The sequence below is a fragment of the Microvirga sp. TS319 genome (assembly GCF_041276405.1).
Lineage (GTDB): Bacteria > Pseudomonadota > Alphaproteobacteria > Rhizobiales > Beijerinckiaceae > Microvirga.
Genome location: NZ_JBGGGT010000002.1, coordinates 3,492,593 through 3,510,311, shown reverse-complemented (window position 1 = coordinate 3,510,311; position 17,719 = coordinate 3,492,593). Strand labels below are relative to the sequence as shown.

The window sequence follows — 17,719 nt, the reverse complement described above, 5'->3', positions numbered from 1 at the left end:
GGTTGTGAGCAATGGCCATGATGGCAGCAGGCGGAGCGGGCGGACGCCGCCGAAGGCGGGCGAAGCGCGGTGGCGCGATCAACGAGATCAACATGACGCCGTTCATCGACGTCATGCTGGTGCTGCTCATCATCTTCATGGTGGCGGCCCCGATGATGACCGCCGGCGTGCCGATCGATCTGCCGGAAACGAAGGCGGCGCCCCTCAATTCCGACGCCAAGCCCGTGGCGCTCTCCATCAAGGCGACAGGGCAGGTGTTCTTGGGCGAGGTCGAGCTCACGGACGAGGCCATCGTGGGCAAGCTCGCCGAGGTGTCAAAGGCGGGCTTCGACGAGCGCATCTTCGTGCGCGGCGACAAGAAGGTCGATTACGGGCGTGTCGCCCAGGTCATGGCCATCGTGACAACCGCTGGCTACAAGCGGGTCGCGCTGGTGACGGCAACGGAACAGAACTAGGCGGATCGAGCGCAAGGGGCAGAACGACGTGGCGTTGAAGCTGAAATTCAACACCTCCGAGCCGGGCTTCTGGGTTTCCGGCGGCGTCCACGTGGCGCTGCTGACGGCCGCCCTGATCGGATTGCCCTACGCCACCGAATTTCCCGAAGCGCAGGAAGGCATCCCGGTCGAAGTCATCACCGACAACCAGTTCTCGCAGATCACCAAGGGCGAGACGGATGCCAAGTCGGTGCAGCCCACGCCGAAGCCCCGCGCCGATCGCATCGCGGACAAGACCGAGCAGCGCGCTCCCGGCGAGGAGAAGCTCGATACGCCCGCGCCTCCGAAGCGCCCCGAAGACATGAAGGTCGCCGACGAGGAGGCCGCCGCGGCAGCGGCGGCTGCCGCCAAGGCAGCAGAGCAGAAGGCCGCGCAGGCCAAGGCGGAGGCGGAGAAGAAAGCGGCCGAGAAGGCCGAGGCCGAGGCCATCGAGAAAGCCAAGAGCGAGCAGGCGAAGGCGGAGGCGGAAGCCAAGGCGCGCGCCGAGGCCAAGGCGAAAGCCGAGGCCGAAGCGGAGGCCAAACGCGTCGCCGAGGCAAAAGCCAAGGCGAAGGCCGAAGCCGAAGCGAAGGCCAAGGCTGAGGCCGAGGCGAAGAAGGTCGCGGAGGCGAAAGCCAAGGCCGAGGCGGAAGCGAAGGCGCGCAAGGAAGCGCAGGTCGCCAAGAAGCTCGACATGGGCGATCTCAAGCAGTTCCTCGACAACAAACAGAAGAGCCAATCCAGCGGAGCCACCGGGGCGGAGGTTCAGAAGACCGCGTCTCTCGGCACGGCGACCGGGACGGCCGCGAAGCTCAATCCGAGTCAGCGCGACGCGCTCATGGGTATCCTGCAGGAGCAGATCCAGCGCTGCTACACCGCACCGATCAGCGCGTCGGGAAGCGACGGAACGCCGCCGATGCTCGATATCCGTCTCAATCAGGACGGTTCGCTGGCGAGCGAGCCGACCGTTCTTCGCGCAGGCAGCAGCAGCACGGACCAGGCCGTCGCGAGTGCCGCCTTGCGCGCCGTACGCCGCTGCGCCCCCTACCGCGTGCCTGCCCAGTACATGCAGTTCTATTCGGACTGGAAAGTTCTCAACGTCCAGTTCGACCTTTCCTGATCTTTAAGCCCATTACGCTTGAGACACGACATCATGATCAATCGCCTCGTCTCCCGTCTTCTCCTCGTCCTTTCCATCATCGTCCCGATGGCGGCGCTCGCGCCTGCGGCCCAGGCGCAGCTCACATTCCGGGTCGGTCCCGGCGGCCAGTTCCAGCCCATGCCGATCGCCGTCGCCGATTTCTCGGGCGAGGGGGACCTCGGCCAGCGCGTCTCCGGCATCATCTCCAACAACCTGCAGCGTTCAGGCTATTTCGTGGCGCTCGACAGGTCGCGCTTTCCGGAGCGCCCGTCCTTCGATGCGGCTCCGCGCTTCGACGCATGGAAGATGGCAGGCGCCCAAGCTCTCGTGACGGGCCGTGTCTCGCGCGATCCGTCGGGCCGGCTGCGGGCCGAGTTCCGCCTCTGGGACATCGATTCCGGACAGCAGCTCACCGGTCAGCAATATGTGACCGACGCCAATTTCTGGCGCCGCGTCGGCCACATCATTTCCGATGCGGTCTATACGAAGATCACGGGCTTCGGCGGCTTCTTCGATACGCGCGTCGTCTTCGTCGAGGAATCCGGTCCGAAGGAGAACCGGCACAAGCGTCTGGCCATCATGGATCAGGACGGCGCCAATGTGCGCTACCTGACGCAGGGCGAGAACACCGTCGTGTCGCCGCGCTACTCGCCGGTGAGCCAGGAAATCGCCTATATGTCGCAGGCCGAGGGCCAGCAGCCGCGCGTGCAGGTGATCAACCTGGAAACCGGGTCACGCCAGATCGTCGGCAACTTCCCCGACATGACCTCCAGCCCGCGCTTCGCGCCGGATGGGCAGCGCATCGTCATGAGCCTGCAGCAGGGCGGCAATGCGAATATCTACATGATGAATCTCGGTTCGCAGGCGACCACGCGCCTCACCTCGACCGGCGCCATCGATACCTCGCCCTCGTTTTCTCCGGACGGGTCGCAGATCGTGTTCGAGAGCGACCGTGGCGGCAAGCAGCAGCTCTACGTGATGGGGGTCGACGGTTCCAACCAGCGCCGCATCTCCTTCGGCGACGGTTCCTATTCGCAGCCGGCCTGGTCCCCGCGCGGCGACTACATCGCCTTCACCAAGCAGCATTCCGGCGGCTTCGCCATCGGCATCATGAAGCCCGACGGTTCGGGCGAGCGCATCCTGACGGAAGGCTTCCACAACGAGAGCCCCGTCTGGGCTCCCAACGGCCAGTACATCATGTTCTTCCGCGATCCGGGCGGCCAGTCGGGCGGTAAGCTCTACATGGTGGACATCACCGGTCGCGTGGAGCAGCCCGTGCCGACGCCGTCCTTCGCGTCGGACCCGACCTGGTCTCCGCTGCTCAGCGAGACCCGTCAATGAGAACGAGGAACAAGGGGCGCTCCGGCGCCCCTTTCTCATTCGCTCAGGCGCGCAGCGGCGTGCCCCCGGTCAGATCGTCCTTCCTGCTGCGCAGCCTGAAGGCGAGGACGATGAGCGCGATGCCGAAGACCAGGGCATAGGCCCCGAGCCACCAGGTCAGGACCACTGCGCCGACGAGAGGAGCGACCAGAAGCGCCACGCCGAACAGAACCGACACGAGACCGCTGAAGATCAGCCAGCCGCGCCCGAAGGCCGGATCCAGCTTGAAGGCGGCAACGACCATCAGGATGCCGGTGATCAGGGACCAGACGGCGAGCAGGGCGACGAAGAACACCACGGTCAGGCCGGGCATCAGGAAGGCGACGGCGCCGACGACGATGTCGAGGATGCCTTCCAGAATCAGCAAGCCCCAGCGCTCGTTGCGGGAGGCCGCGCGAATGCCCGACACGATGCCGAACACGCCGTCGACCAGCATATAGGCCGAGAAGAACAGGACGAAGGACAGGAGCGTCGCGCCCGGCCAGAAAAAGGCGATCAGCGCGAAGATGACGGCAAAGACGCCGCGCAGCGCCACCGCCCACCAGTTGCGCGCGAGCAGCGCGCTCATGGATTCGGCACGGTAGAGCGGGTCATAGGAAGGTGAGCTGGAGGTTCCGGTCGCCATCGTCGTCTCCTTCGATCAGGCCTCCTCAAAGGGAGGTATCCTATCAATGCCGAGCTTGGCGGTCGGTTTCCGTCATTCCCCGGCAGAGGCAGCCTCGTCCTTGATTTTACTCAATCGCCTGCGGATTGCGAGCTTGCGCCGCCTCAGGCGCACGCGGCGCTTCAGGTGCAGGGAGCGAATCAGGAGCGCAAGGCCGAACCAGATGAGGCCGATCACGATGGGCGCGATGATCACGACCGGGAAGACCGTGATGGCCACGGCCAGCGCCAGGAGCGCGCAGCCGATGATCGCGATGCTGCTGGTTTCCGTGGCGGTGAGCGAGCGCGACCCCATGGCCTTGCCGATGCTGCTCGAAAGGGCGAGGGCGCCGGCGGCGAGCCTGCGTACGCCGCCTCGCTTGAAGCGGGGGCTCCGTCTGGAGCGCATGTTGCGTGCGCGCCTGCGACGGGAATACGAGCCTGGAACGATCTCGGTGGCGTTGGCGAGGTCCTCCAGATACATGGCCTCCATCTGGCCTGCGAAGTCGGCATCTTCGACGATGACGTCGAGTTCCCAGTTCGTCGCCCAGCTCGCGAGGTTGAGATTGGTGGAGCCCACCCGGGCCCAGCGCCCGTCCACCACGGCGGTCTTGGCGTGCAGCATCGAGCCGTTCCACTCGAAGACCCGGATGCCCGCCTCGATGAGGGAGCGGTAGCCCGCGCGCACGATCGGCTGCAGGGCAGGCACGTCGCTCGAGCCCGGCACGAGCAGGCGCACGTCGACGCCGTCGCGGGCCGCCTCGCCAAGGGCCTGCACATAGGAGGTGGTGGCGACGAAATAGGCGTCGGTGAGCCAGAGATTGCGCTGGGCCGTGGCGGCGATGAACTGGTCGACGCGATAGGTGCGGAACATGCCGGGCTCGCCGCTGATGAGCCGCGCGGCCACGGCGCCCGCATGGGGAATCGCGTCGGCCCGGGGCAGGTCGGATTTCGGAATGGCCCGCATGCCCGCGAGCACCCAGCTCTCGGCAAAGGCCGCGTCGAGATCGGCCACCATCGGGCCTTCCACGGAAATCCCGGTGTCGCGCCAGGGCTCGGCCTCCTTGCCGCCTTCCCAGCTGTCGGAGATGCACAGGCCCGACACGAAGCCGATCCGGCCGTCAACCGTGATCAGCTTGCGGTGGTTGCGCCGGATCCAGAACGGATCCGTCAGGCGGGGCGGGTTGAAGACCCGGGCCTCCACACCGGCTTCGCGCAGCCGCCGCCAGAAGGCCGGGAGGGCGCGAAAGGACGATCCGAGCCAATCGTAGAGAACACGGACCTTCACGCCTGCGCGGGCCCGTTCCATGAGGGCCTCCGCGAACAGGCGGCCCGTTGCGTCGTCCGCAATGATGAAGTTTTCGAAATGAATCACGGCCTGAGCCGACCCGATCGCATCCAGCCAGGCCGGATAGTTCTCCTTGGAGTTCCTGAGCAGCCTGACCGCGTTGCCGTGGCGCAGGTCGCTGTCCGCGATCCGCGAGAAGGCGCGCTCCATGCGGAGTTCGTCCAGGGCAGTGCGATAGGGTTGAGCCGACAGACCGGGCTGGTTCGTCACGAGATGCATGACCTTTCAACGCACAAGATCGGCATTCGGCTCACGAGCCCTCCAGGGAGATCCGGGTCAACCTTCACGATCTGTTAACCTTAAGCGCAAGTTCCACAACTTGGCCATAATTCACCTTAATTCCCGGCTGTCTCCCTTAAGGTTGACGGAACCCTCCCTTAACCATCCGCCCGATATGAAAGACACAACGTTCGGCAAACGTGTGTAAGGAGTATTGCCAATGATGTCGCTGCGCGCCGTCAAATTCGCCGCCGCCGTCGTCCTCGCCCTTGGGGCAGCGGCCTGTTCTTCCAATAAAGATGGCATGGCCGATGGATCCGGCGGCTTCGGCGCCGGTGGTGCCGCGACCCCCGGTAGCGCCCAGGATTTCGTCGTGAATGTCGGCGATCGCGTCTTCTTCGAGACCGATTCGACCGATCTCACCCCTACCGCCGTCGCGACCCTCGACAAGCAGGCCCAGTGGCTGCAGCGTTATCCGAACTACGCCTTCATCGTTGAAGGCCATGCGGACGAGCGCGGCACCCGCGAGTACAACTTCTCGCTGTCCGCCCGCCGCGCTCAGACTGTGCGCGACTATCTGATCTCCCGCGGCATCCCCAGCAACCGCTTCCGCACCGTGTCCTACGGTAAGGAGCGTCCGGTGGCGGTCTGCAACGACATCTCCTGTTGGTCGCAGAACCGCCGCGCGGTCACCGTGCTCGGCGGCGCCAGCTCGTAAGCCCTCGGGGCAGGTTGTGAAACAGCAGAGCGCCGCCACATTATCGCCGTGGCGGCGCTTTTGTGTTATCGGGACTCCTCGCATCCGACCCCATACGGTATCCAGCATGTTACGACGAATCCTTGTCTTTTTCGCTCTGGCTCTGGCCTCGGCAGGTCCTCTGGCCTCGGCAGGTCCTGCCGCCGCGCAGGACGCGGCCGATGCCATCGTGCGCATCAACCGGCTCGAGAACCAGATGCGCCAGATGTCCGGCCAGCTCGAGCAGCTCCAATACGAGAACCGCCAGCTGAAGGATCAGCTGCGGAAGTTCCAGGAGGATGTGGAGTTCCGCTTCCAGGAGAGCGGCGGCCGCGGCGGCTCCAAGGCCTCGCCCTCGGCAGCGCCGGCACCTCGCCCGGCGCAGCCGCAGGCCCAGCCGCAGACGACGCCCCAGCGGCGCAGCGACGTGTTCGATCCGTCGCAGGATCCCTATGCCCCGGGCGCTCCCCGCCCGCTGGGCGCCACGCCCCCCTCCGCGCCCCTGGCCGGCACTGAGATGGGCGGGCAGGGCGAGCAATTCGCCGGGATCGGCGATCTGATCGAGGAGGAGGACCAGACGGCGCCCGGCGGTGCGATCGGCAGCGGGATGCCTCTGCCTCAGGGCGCTCTTCCAGGACGGCCCGGCCCAAGCGTGGCGGCAACCAGCACAGGGGATCCCCGGGCCGATTTCGATGTGGCCTATGCCTCCTTTGCACAGAAGGACTACGACCAAGCCGAGATGGGCTTTCGCCGCTTCCTTCAATCAAACCCGCGCGACGGATTGGTGCCGGAGGCCACGTTCTGGCTCGGCGAAACCTATTTGCAGCGTGGCCGCTATCGGGAGGCCGCCGAGCAGTTTCTGAGCGTTTCCGCGGATCATCCGAGTGCCGCCAAGGCTCCTGATTCGCTGCTTCGCCTCGGCATGGCCCTCAACGGGCTGGGCGCCCGGGACCGGGCCTGCGCCGTTTTCGCCGAGCTCGACCGCAAGTACCCGCAGGCCTCCGCCAATGTGCGCCAGGGCTCCGACCGCGAGCAGAAGCGCAACAAGTGCACCTGATTCAGGCCGACCAGTCGAGCACCCGAACCGTGGCCGCTCCTGCGCCTGACGATCTGCTCCCGATGGACGATCCGGAGCTTCTCTTTTCGAATTTAAGCCACGCCACGGGGATCCTGGCGGCCGTTTCCGGCGGCCCCGATTCCGTGGCCATGATGCATCTGCTCGCCCTCTGGGGCTCCGAGCGGCGCCCTCCCGTCCTCATCGCCACTGTCGATCACGGCCTGCGGCCCGCAGCCGCCGAGGAGGCCGCCTTCGTAGGCCGGGAGGCGGCGGCCTTGGGTTTCCCCCATCGCACCCTCGTCTGGGCGGGCGAGAAGCCGCGAACCGGCCTGCAGGAGGAAGCACGCGAGGCGCGCTACCGCCTGCTCGTCCGGCAGGCCCGCGCGGCGGGCGCGTCCCATCTCGTCACCGCCCATACCCTGGACGACCAAGCCGAGACGATCCTCATGCGCCTCGCCAGGGGGTCCGGCCTGAAAGGCCTCAAGGGCATGCGCCGGGAGCGGGACCTGGACGGGATCGTCCACGCGAGGCCGCTTCTCGATCACCCCAAGGCGGCTTTGCTCGATCTCTGCCGGCGGAATGGCTGGCGATTCGTGACCGATCCGTCCAATGCGGACGAGCGCTTTGCCCGGGTGCGCTGGCGCAAGCTGCTGCCGCTTCTGGCCGGGGAGGGGCTGACGGCCGACCGGCTGGCGCTTCTGGCGCGGCGGGCGGGTCAGGCGGACGAGGCCCTGGACATCAAGGCTCGCCAGGCGCTGGAGACCGCGGATCCGGTCGCGGGCGAGGGCGCAGAGGGCGCATTGTCCTTCCGGGCATCATGCCTTGCTGAGGAGCCGTTCGAGATCGGCCTGCGGATTCTGGAGCTGTCCTTAAGCCGGATCGGGCTCGAGAACTGCCGCCTGCAGCGTCTCGAAACCGGCCTGGAGCGTCTGCGGGCCGCGATCCTGGCCGAGGAGGGGCTGCGCTTCACGCTCGCGGGGGCCCTCCTTCGCCTCGACCAGACGGGACGCTTGAGTCTGAGGCCGGAACCGCCCCGTTCACGGGGCCGTTAGCCAATTCTCTTAGCCAAGAGCTACGGATGATGCCGTATGCGCGCCGCATTCCCTTGGCAAGGGAGAACGGTGTGCCTACATTGAGTTTAGCCGCATGGGGGATTTTGTGTCTTTTCCATGCTTCATCTCCCTCTGGGGCAGAACCTGATCCGATGAATTCAAATTTCCGCAACTTCGCCTTGTGGGTTGTCATTTTCCTGCTGGTGCTGGCGCTCGTCACCCTTTTCCAGAGCCCGGGCCATCGGGGCGGCGGCAGCGACATCGCCTATAGCCAGCTTCTGAACGATGCCGATGCGGGGCGCATCACGAGCGTCATCATCTCCGGCCCGGAGATCAGCGGCACCTATAACGATGGCCGTACGTTCTCGTCCTATGCGCCGAACGATCCCACTCTGGTCTCGAAGCTGCAGCAGAAGGGCGTGCAGATCACGGCTCGTCCGCAATCCGATTCGACCCCCTGGTTCATCGCCGTCCTGATGAACATCTTGCCCATCGCGCTTTTCATCGGAGCGTGGGTCTTCCTGTCGCGCCAGATGCAGAACGGCGCCGGCCGCGCCATGGGCTTCGGCAAGTCGAAGGCGAAGCTGCTGACGGAGGCGCATGGGCGGGTGACGTTTGACGACGTGGCGGGGATCGACGAGGCCAAGGAGGACCTGCAGGAGGTGGTGGAGTTTCTGCGCGATCCGCAGAAGTTCCAGCGTCTGGGCGGGCGGATTCCGCGCGGCGTGCTGCTGGTCGGCCCGCCCGGCACTGGCAAGACCCTGACGGCGCGCGCGGTGGCGGGCGAGGCCAATGTGCCGTTCTTCACGATCTCGGGCTCGGATTTCGTCGAGATGTTCGTCGGCGTCGGCGCGAGCCGGGTGCGCGACATGTTCGAGCAGGCCAAGAAGAACGCGCCGTGCATCATCTTCATCGACGAGATCGACGCGGTCGGGCGCCATCGCGGCGCCGGCCTGGGCGGCGGCAACGACGAGCGCGAGCAGACCCTCAACCAGCTGCTGGTCGAGATGGACGGGTTCGAGGCCAACGAGGGCGTCATCATCATCGCGGCCACCAACCGGCCCGACGTGCTCGATCCGGCGCTGCTGCGGCCGGGCCGCTTCGACCGCCAGATCGTGGTGCCCAACCCGGACGTGACCGGGCGCGAGAAGATCCTGCGGGTGCATGTGCGCAAGGTGCCGCTGGCGCCCGACGTCGACCTGAAGGTGATCGCGCGCGGCACGCCGGGGTTTTCCGGCGCCGATCTGATGAACCTGGTCAACGAGGCGGCGCTGCTGGCGGCGCGGCGCGGCAAGCGCATCGTGACGATGCGCGAGTTCGAGGACGCCAAGGACAAGGTGATGATGGGGGCCGAGCGGCGCACCCTGGTGATGACCGACGACGAGAAGCGGCTGACCGCCTATCACGAGGCCGGGCATGCGATCGTGGCGCTGAACGTGCCGGCGACCGACCCGGTGCACAAGGCGACGATCATTCCGCGCGGGCGGGCCCTGGGCATGGTGATGCAGCTGCCTGAGCGCGACAAGCTGTCGATGAGCTTCGAGCAGATGACCTCGCGGCTGGCGATCATGATGGGCGGGCGGATTGCCGAGGAGATGATCTTCGGCAAGGAGAAGGTGACCTCGGGGGCGCAGTCGGACATCGAGCAGGCGACGCGGCTGGCCCGGATGATGGTGACCAAGTGGGGGTTTTCGCCGGAGCTGGGCACGGTGGCCTATGGCGAGAACCAGGACGAGGTGTTTCTGGGCATGCAGATGGGGCGCCAGCAGAACGTGTCGGAGGCGACCGCGCAGAAGATCGACTCGGAGGTGCGGCGTCTGGTCGAGACCGGGCTCAACGATGCGCGCACGATTTTGACCGAGAAGCAGCAGGATCTCGAGGCGCTGGCGCGCGGGCTGTTGGAGTACGAGACCTTGACCGGCGAGGAGATCCGCAACCTGCTCGACGGGCAGCCGCCGGTGCGCGATGCCGGCGGCGACAGCGCCGCCCCGGCGCGCGGCTCGGCCGTGCCCTCGACCCGCACCGGCCGCCCCAGAGAAAACGACGGGGGCATGGAGCCTCAGCCCCAGGCCTAACTGAACCCGGGCCTAGCCGAAGCTGGCCCTTGCGTATTACCTAGAACGCTCGCCTTACGGCGAGCGTTCTTTTTTGTTTACCTGACCCTTCTACTTTCAATCCGACAAGAGGATCATTCCCTCTTGTAACAATTGCTCATCACTTGTGATGAGGCTTGGCAGGGCGAAGTCTTGACCCGGATTGGAGGGGGGTGCTTTGAAAAATACAAAGCGCACAGCCGCGAAACGAAATGCGGAGACTAAGCCCATGCGGAAGTACTTTGGGACCGATGGCATTCGGGGGCGGGCCAATGGGATCATCACGCCCGATCTGGCCCTGCGGGTGGGCCAGGCGGCGGGCCTTATGTTCAGCCAGACCGGCGATTACCGTCATCGGGTCGTCATCGGCAAGGACACGCGCCTGTCCGGCTACATGATCGAGAATGCCCTGGTGGCGGGTTTCACCTCCGTGGGGATGGACGTGCTGGTCCTGGGGCCCATGCCGACGCCGGCGGTGGCCATGCTCACGCGTTCCATGCGCTGCGATCTCGGCGTCATGATCTCCGCCTCGCACAATCCGTACGAGGACAACGGAATCAAGCTCTTTGGCCCAGACGGCTTCAAGCTCAACGATGATCTCGAAAAGCGGATCGAGGCTCTCATCGATTCGGACCTGACGACGCAGCTCGCAGGCTCCGCCGCCCTGGGACGCGCCAAGCGCCCGGAGAGCATCCATGCCCGCTATATCGAATTCGCCAAGCGCACCCTGCCGCGCCAGGTCGACCTGGAGGGCATGCGGGTCGTCGTCGATTGCGCCAACGGGGCAGCCTATAAGGTCGCGCCCGAAACCCTGTGGGAGCTCGGCGCCGAGGTCGTGAGCATCGGCGTGGAGCCCAACGGCTTCAACATCAATCACGAGGTCGGCTCGACCGCCCCCGAAGCCCTGGTCCATAAGGTGCGCGAGCTGCGCGCCGATGTGGGGATCGCGCTCGACGGCGACGCGGATCGCGTCCTTATCGTGGACGAGAAGGGCCAGAAGGTCGACGGCGACCAGCTCATGGCCGTCGTCGCCCGGTCCTGGAAGGAGGACGGGCGCCTCGCGCAGCCGGGGATCGTTGCGACGATCATGTCCAATCTGGGCCTGGAGCGCTACCTGAACGGGCTCGACCTCAACCTCGTGCGCACCGCCGTGGGTGACCGCTACGTGCTCGAACACATGCGCGCTCACGGCTACAATCTCGGCGGTGAGCAATCCGGCCACATCATCATGTCGGATTACACGACCACCGGCGACGGACTCGTCGCAGCGCTTCAGCTGCTCGCCGTGGTCAAGAACATGGGCAGAACCGTTTCCGAGGTCTGCCACTGCTTCGAGCCGCTTCCGCAGATTCTCAAGAACGTGCGCTACAAGTCCGGCGCGCCTTTGCAGGATGCCTCCGTGATCAAGGCCATCGAGTCCGGCCGCGAGCGGCTCGGAGCCTCCGGCCGCCTCGTCATCCGCCCCTCCGGTACGGAGCCGGTGATTCGCGTGATGGGCGAGGGCGACAATGCGGATCTCGTGACCCAGGTCGTGGACGACGTGGTGGACGCCGTGACCCGGGCCGCCTCCCAGGTCGCCGCCTGAGAGCGAAAGCCACATTTCTGAACCGGTCAGGCATGGATGCGGGCATCCATGCCTTTTCTTTTGTCGCTCCCTGGTCGGTTGCTTCCGACTTGCAGCAGGGATGGACCGCCACCACGGACTTGTCCTGAAAAATTGTGTCGGCAGAGCTAAGAATTAAGCTTAACGCTCTCTTCACGAGGCAGGGCTACGTTCTAACAGATCCGTCGAAGATCTCGGCGGCCTGTGCCTGTTGAGTGACGAAGCGTACCCATGAGCATCATCAAGACCACGGTTCTCGCTGGCCTGATCGGCATGACCGCGTCGGGGACCTTCGCGGCCGACCTCTCCCGCGGGATGCTGCCCCCCGTTCCCGTCCTCGTCGAGTCCACCGAGAACTGGTATTTGCGCGGCGACGTAGGCTACACCCGTTTCACGCGCCCGGAGGCCGATGACACATCGGGTCTCATCGCAGGCAGAATGGCCCGCGAAGGTGTCGGAGACACCGCCGTTCTCGGCGCCGGCATCGGTTACCGCTTCAGCCCTCTGTTTCGCGCCGACGTGACTGTGGATCACCGCTTATCCTCGCGCTTCACGGGCCTCCCGACGGATGCCGGTTTCACGACAGGATCGGTGTTCGACAGAGGACGCTTCCAGTCTTCGACCGCCATGCTCAACGTCTATGTCGATGTCGGCACCTATCGCGACTTCACGCCCTATGTGGGCGCGGGCCTCGGCGTGGCGTACAATGTGTTCGGTCACTATACCCGCACGACGACGGATGCTCTCGGGGCGGTCACTCAGGAGCATCTCTCCGGTGGCGGCGATTGGACCTTCGCCTGGGCCCTCATGGCGGGCATCGGCTACAATCTCTCGGACAGCTTCACTCTCGACCTCGGCTACCGCTATCTGAGCCTGGGCGACGTGAAGACCCGCGGCTATGCCGGCGGGGTAGGGGCCGACGTGGAATCCATTGCCTCGCACGAGGTGAGGCTGGGGGTGCGCTACGCCTTCGACTGATTTTTTGGAAAACGGTTCATCGGCGGGCAGCACAGGTCCGGCGAAAAGAAAAACCCCGGTGACAACACCGGGGTTTTTGCGTGGCGAAGGGGGCTCTCACTCCGCCGGATGGGCTGGCGGCTGCGGGACATGGATGTCCTCGCCGTGCGGGCGCTGGCCGGTCTGGACCCGCAGCTTGTCGAGCATATCGCTCACGTAAGTCGCGGGCTTGGTGTAGCCGCCGATGAGGAGATAGATCGCCGGCACCACGAGCACCGTCATCAGGGTCGACATGGTCACGCCGCCGACGATGACCGTGCCGATGGCGCTGCGGGCTTCCGCGCCCGCGCCCGTGGACCAGGCGAGCGGGATGGCGCCGCCGATCATGGCGATCGACGTCATGAGGATCGGGCGAAGGCGCAGCACGGATGCCTCGATCACCGCATCCCACACGGACAAGCCCCGCTCACGCAGCTGATTGGCGAATTCCACGATGAGAATGCCGTTCTTGGTCATCAGGCCGATGAGCAGGATCATGCCGATCTGGCTGTAGATGTTGAGCGACTGCCCCGTGAGCACGAGCGCCGCCAGGCCGCCCGTGACCGCGAGCGGCACGGTCAGCATGATGATGAAGGGGTTGATCCAGCTCTCGAACTGCGCCGCCAGAACCAGGAACACCACGAGTAGCGCCATGCCGAAGGTGACATAGATCGCGTTCGAGGATTCGAGGAAGTCCTTCGACTGTCCCGAATAGCCGATGCGCGCGTCCGCCGGCAGGTTGTCGCGCACGATCTGCTCAAGGACCGCGAGGCCGTCGCCGATCGAGGTGTTGCCCTGGAGACTGGCATCGATGGTGATCGAGCGCATCCGGTCGAAGCGGTTGAGCATCTGCGGGGCCGCGGATTCCGTTAGCGTCACGAAGGACGAGAGGGGAACGAGCTCGCCGTTCGTGGCGCGCACGAAGGTATTGGCGAGATCGTTCGGCGTCGCGCGGTCTTCCGCGCGGCCCCGCATGATGACGCCGTATTCCTCGCCGCGATTGACGAATGTCGAGATCTCGCGCTCGCCGAACATCAGTTCGAGCGTGCTGCCGATATCCTCCACCGAGACGCCGAGGTCTGCCGCGCGCTGCCGGTCGATCTGCACGCGGATGTCAGGCTGGGATTCCCGGTAGTTGGAATCCATGTTCACGAACAGTCCCGTTTCCTGCGCCTTCTGCATGACGATGTCGCGCCACTCGCGCAGGGTGTTGTAGTCAGGCCCGCCCAGCACGAACTGAATGGGCTTCGACGGGCCACGCTGTCCCAGCGAGCCGGGGCTGATCGGGGCGACGCGCGCGCCGGGGAAGTTCGCGACCTTGCGGTTGATCTCCTGCACCAGATCCTGCTGCTTCATCGTGCGCTGCTCCCACGGCACGAGGCGCACGATGATCAATCCGGAATTGACCGGCGAGGGGCGGGCGTATCCCGGCGCCACCTGGCTGGTGATGGACGAGACGACACCCTGCTTCTGATAGGGCAGAAGGATTCTCTCGACTTCCTTCACGCGCTCCCGGGTGTAGTCGAGGCTCGAGCCTTCGGGGGCTTCGATGCGCACGATGATGGCGCCGCGATCCTCCGTCGGCGCGAAGGTCTTCGGCAGCGTCTGGAACAATCCGTAGGCCGAGAGACACACCATGAAGCCGACCGCGAGAATGACGAGAGGCGCCTTGAGAACCCGCGTCAGGATCTTGCGGTAGACGTTGTTCATGCCCGTGAAGAAGGGCTCGGTCATCGTCTGGATGCGGCCATGGGCGGGCACCATCAGCTTCGAGCACATCATCGGCGTGAGCGTGCGCGCCACGATACCGGAGAAGAAGATCGCGGCCGCGAGCGTGATGCCGAATTCCCGGAAGAGCTGGCCGGTATTGCCGGTCATGAAGGCGAGCGGCACGAACACGGCCATCAGCGTGGCCGTGGTGGCGATGACCGCGAAGCCGATCTCGCGCGCGCCGTCGAAGGAGGCCAGAAGCGGCGGCTGGCCTTCCTCGATGCGGCGGTGGACGTTCTCGATCTCCACGATGGCGTCGTCCACCACGATGCCGATGGCAAGCACCACGGCGAGCAGCGTCAGCACATTGATGGAGGCGTTGAAGTAGGCCATCACCATGCAGGCGGCGATGATCGATACCGGAATCGCCACGATGGCCACGATGGTGGAGCGCCAGTCGCGCAGGAAGATCAGGATCACCAGAACCACGAGGCCGATGCCCTCCATCAGCGTGTGCAGCACGCCTTTGATGGAGGCGCTGATGAACTGGCTCTCGTCATAGGAGATCTGCGCCGTGGTGCCTGGGGGGAGGGAGGATTTCAGGTTCTCCAGCTCCGCGCGCACGCCGTCGGCCACTGCGAGGGTGTTGGCCGTCGATTGGCGCACCACGCCGAGACCCATGGCGACCTTGCCGCCTTCATAGAACTCGAAGCGATTGTCCTCCGGACCGACCTCGACCTTGGCGACCTCGCCCAGGCGCACGAGGTATCCGTTCTTGTTCGAGACGATGAGATGCTCGAAATCCTGCTGGCTGGAGAGGCGGGAATCCGTCTTCACCGTGAATTCGCGCTGCGAGGATTCGATGCGGCCGCCCGGAAGCTCCACGTTCTGCCGCTTGATCGCGGCACTCAGGTCCTGCACGGTCAGCCCGCGCGCCGCCAGGGCAGGGCGGTCGACCCAGATGCGCATGGAATACCGGCGCTCTCCGGCCAGCGAGACGTTGGCGACACCGGGGACGGTCGAGAGACGGTCGACATAGACGCGTTTCAGGAAGTCGCTGAGTTCGAGGGCATCGTAGGTGGAGGAGGTGACGCTGATCCACATGATCGCCGACGCGTCGTCGTCCACTTTGCGGATCACCGGCTGGTCGACCCCGTCCGGCAGGCGGCCGACGACGCGGAACACAGCGTCGCGCACGTCGGAGGTCGCGCCTTCGGGGTCGCGCGACACGTCGAACTCGATCGTGACGGAGGAGCGCTCGTCGCGGCTCTGAGAACGGATCTGCTTGATGCCCTCGATGCCTGCCACGGCGCCTTCGATCACCTCCGTCACGCGGCTCTCGATGACCTCGTTCGAAGCGCCGCGATAGACGGTCGAGATGGACACGACCGGCCGGTCGACGCTTGGATACTCGCGGATCGGCAGGTTCATGAGCGCGGACAGGCCGCCCACGATCAGCAGCAGACTCACCACGACGGCGAAGACGGGACGGCGAATGAAGAGGTCGGAAACCTGCATGGTTCTGGTCGTTCCGGTGAAATCAGACTAACGCGACGGCACACCTCTCCCCTTCGGGCGAGGGGGACAGGAGGGGTGCCCTGAACAAGACATCTACTTCGCTTCGGCCGCCTGCGCCGTGCCGATGGCGTGCGGCATGTTCAGCGAGGAGCGCGAGGGTTGCTGGCGATCGGCGGCCGGGGTTCCCTGCGGCTCGCCGGAGCCCGAGCCGAGCGGGCGTGCGATCACTTCGGCCCCGGGACGCACGCGCTGAACGCCGAGGATCACGATGGTCTCGCCGGCCTGCAGGCCCTCGACAACCTCGGCCTTGCCGCCCTGGCGTTGGCCGAGGGTGATGACGCGGCGCTCCACCTTGTTGTCCTTCACCGGGTAAACCACGTGGCGCAGGCCCTCGCTGACGATGGCCTCTTCCGGCACCACGACGGCCTCGTCGTTGGACGACACTTCGAGCCGGACCGCCAGGAACATGCCGGGCTTGAGGGCCTCGTCCGGATTGTCGAACTCGGCCGTCAGGCGGGCCGTGCGGGTCGCCTGATCGACGCGGGGATCGATTGTGGACACCTTGCCCTTGAACGTGCGGCTCTTGTAGGCGGCGGAAAGGGCCGTCACCGTCTGCCCGGGCTCCAGACGGCCGAGGAGATTTTCCGGCACGGCGAAGTCGAGCCGGACCTTGGAGAGATCGTCGAGGGACGTGATCCGGGTCCCGGGCGCCACATAGGCTCCGAGCGAAACGGAGCGCGTCCCGACGCGACCGTTGAAGGGCGCCCGGATCGTGAGATCCTGCAGCCGCGCTTCGGCGCCCTTGCGCTGCGCCTGGGCCGACGCAATGGCCCCATCGAGAGATTTCAGCTGCGCGGTGAGGTCCTCGACCTGGGCGGTGGTTCCCGCCCCGGTGCGGTTGAGGGCCTGGGCACGCTCGAGCTTGATCGCGACCTCGTTGCGCTGAGCCACGGCACGGTTCGACTCGGCAATGGCCTGATCGATGTCGGCTTGGCGCTCGGCGGCGTCGAGCTGCACCAGCACATCGCCCGCTTTGACCTTCTGGCCTTCCTCGAACCCGATCTGGTCGATGACGCCCGCGACCTTGGCGGTGACCGTAATCGATTCATAGGCGCGCACCGTTCCGACGGCCTCGCGGGTTTCCACGATGCGCCCCGTCTTGACAGTATCCACTTCCACGGCTGCGGGGCCCGATGGCCCGCCGCGATTGCCGCCTCGCCCTCCGGAGGGCCCGCCCTGCTGTTCCGTCGACTGGTTTCCCAAGTATCCGTTCTGATACCCATACCACCCGCCAAACCCTGCTGCCCCCAGCAAGGCGATGACGGCGAGTTGACCGGACACACGCATGCTCGCTCCTTGAACTCTCGGAAGTCTTTTTCAGTTTAGAATGTTTTGATGAGGCCTAACACATCACAGGCCGGGCTTGCCGACTATAACGCACTAAGCACAGGGTTTTGTATTACGATTTCGTAATCTGCCGCCTTCGTCCAACCTGGATTGCCTTCCGGCCAAACGTCCAGCTTGTCGGCGTTCCGATTTTGTTCTGGGAAATGATCCTTATGAGCGTGTGGATCAGGGCGGTCGCCGACGAACTGCCGGTCGATCCGGGCGGCCTAAGGTTCGTCCGACGCGAATGGGCCTGGCTTGCTGCGGCTTGAGGTTGCAATTCAGCACATGAACGGGATGCGGCGGGAGGAGCAGGACCTCCTTCACGAAAGCCCTCGGTCCGACGCGCCCGGCGGCTCGTCCTG

13 protein-coding genes are annotated in these 17,719 nt (G+C 65.5%); 9 read left to right on the top strand and 4 right to left on the bottom strand.

Annotated features, from left to right (window positions below; genetic code table 11):
• Positions 1 to 20 precede the first annotated feature (20 nt).
• From AB8841_RS26000 to tolB, 3 genes are all read left to right on the top strand, one after another.
• Positions 21 to 455 (top strand): ExbD/TolR family protein, encoded by a 435-nt coding sequence (locus AB8841_RS26000; RefSeq protein WP_370439373.1) that lies wholly within the window; start codon positions 21 to 23, stop codon positions 453 to 455.
• A gap of 34 nt (positions 456 to 489) precedes the next feature.
• On the top strand, positions 490 to 1,593 hold the full coding sequence (tolA, locus tag AB8841_RS25995) for a cell envelope integrity protein TolA (RefSeq protein ID WP_370439372.1): 1,104 nt from the start codon (positions 490 to 492) through the stop codon (positions 1,591 to 1,593).
• Between the two features lie 87 nt (positions 1,594 to 1,680).
• Positions 1,681 to 2,955 (top strand): Tol-Pal system beta propeller repeat protein TolB, encoded by a 1,275-nt coding sequence (gene tolB, locus AB8841_RS25990; RefSeq protein WP_370439371.1) that lies wholly within the window; start codon positions 1,681 to 1,683, stop codon positions 2,953 to 2,955.
• 43 nt (positions 2,956 to 2,998) lie between these two features.
• On the opposite strand, the gene AB8841_RS25985 is transcribed toward tolB, so the two are convergent.
• Entirely contained in the window at positions 2,999 to 3,619 is a 621-nt protein-coding gene (locus AB8841_RS25985; RefSeq protein WP_370438641.1) for an HdeD family acid-resistance protein, read from the bottom strand.
• Between the two features lie 72 nt (positions 3,620 to 3,691).
• Positions 3,692 to 5,203: a phosphatidylserine/phosphatidylglycerophosphate/cardiolipin synthase family protein gene (locus AB8841_RS25980; protein WP_370438640.1), complete on the bottom strand. Its 1,512-nt coding sequence runs from the start codon at positions 5,201 to 5,203 to the stop codon at positions 3,692 to 3,694.
• 220 nt (positions 5,204 to 5,423) lie between these two features.
• Between AB8841_RS25980 and pal the strand changes: the two genes are divergently transcribed.
• The 6 genes from pal to AB8841_RS25950 all read left to right on the top strand — a co-directional run bounded on the left by pal (position 5,424) and on the right by AB8841_RS25950 (position 12,722).
• Positions 5,424 to 5,921 carry a peptidoglycan-associated lipoprotein Pal gene (pal, locus tag AB8841_RS25975; protein ID WP_370438639.1) on the top strand — a complete coding sequence of 166 codons (498 nt, stop codon included), beginning with the start codon at positions 5,424 to 5,426 and terminating at the stop codon, positions 5,919 to 5,921.
• A gap of 106 nt (positions 5,922 to 6,027) precedes the next feature.
• Positions 6,028 to 6,996: a tol-pal system protein YbgF gene (ybgF, locus tag AB8841_RS25970; protein WP_370438638.1), complete on the top strand. Its 969-nt coding sequence runs from the start codon at positions 6,028 to 6,030 to the stop codon at positions 6,994 to 6,996.
• The gene (gene tilS / locus AB8841_RS25965) at positions 6,987 to 8,048 is read left to right on the top strand and encodes a tRNA lysidine(34) synthetase TilS (RefSeq protein ID WP_370438637.1); all 1,062 of its coding nucleotides are present in this window, start codon (positions 6,987 to 6,989) and stop codon (positions 8,046 to 8,048) included. Before ybgF ends, tilS begins: the two co-directional genes overlap by 10 nt.
• Before the next feature lie 152 nt (positions 8,049 to 8,200).
• Complete coding sequence (gene ftsH, locus AB8841_RS25960; RefSeq protein ID WP_370439370.1) at positions 8,201 to 10,123, top strand: ATP-dependent zinc metalloprotease FtsH; 1,923 nt, start codon at positions 8,201 to 8,203, stop codon at positions 10,121 to 10,123.
• A 247-nt stretch (positions 10,124 to 10,370) separates the two neighbouring features.
• Positions 10,371 to 11,726 carry a phosphoglucosamine mutase gene (gene glmM / locus AB8841_RS25955; RefSeq protein ID WP_370438636.1) on the top strand — a complete coding sequence of 452 codons (1,356 nt, stop codon included), beginning with the start codon at positions 10,371 to 10,373 and terminating at the stop codon, positions 11,724 to 11,726.
• A gap of 249 nt (positions 11,727 to 11,975) precedes the next feature.
• Positions 11,976 to 12,722 carry an outer membrane protein gene (locus AB8841_RS25950; RefSeq protein ID WP_370438635.1) on the top strand — a complete coding sequence of 249 codons (747 nt, stop codon included), beginning with the start codon at positions 11,976 to 11,978 and terminating at the stop codon, positions 12,720 to 12,722.
• A 96-nt stretch (positions 12,723 to 12,818) separates the two neighbouring features.
• Here the strand turns inward: AB8841_RS25950 and AB8841_RS25945 are convergent, their stop codons facing one another.
• Both AB8841_RS25945 and AB8841_RS25940 read right to left on the bottom strand, forming a co-directional pair.
• Entirely contained in the window at positions 12,819 to 15,968 is a 3,150-nt protein-coding gene (locus AB8841_RS25945) for an efflux RND transporter permease subunit (protein WP_370438634.1), read from the bottom strand.
• Between the two features lie 93 nt (positions 15,969 to 16,061).
• Positions 16,062 to 17,315 carry an efflux RND transporter periplasmic adaptor subunit gene (locus AB8841_RS25940; protein WP_370438633.1) on the bottom strand — a complete coding sequence of 418 codons (1,254 nt, stop codon included), beginning with the start codon at positions 17,313 to 17,315 and terminating at the stop codon, positions 16,062 to 16,064.
• Between the last annotated feature and the right edge of the window lie 404 nt (positions 17,316 to 17,719).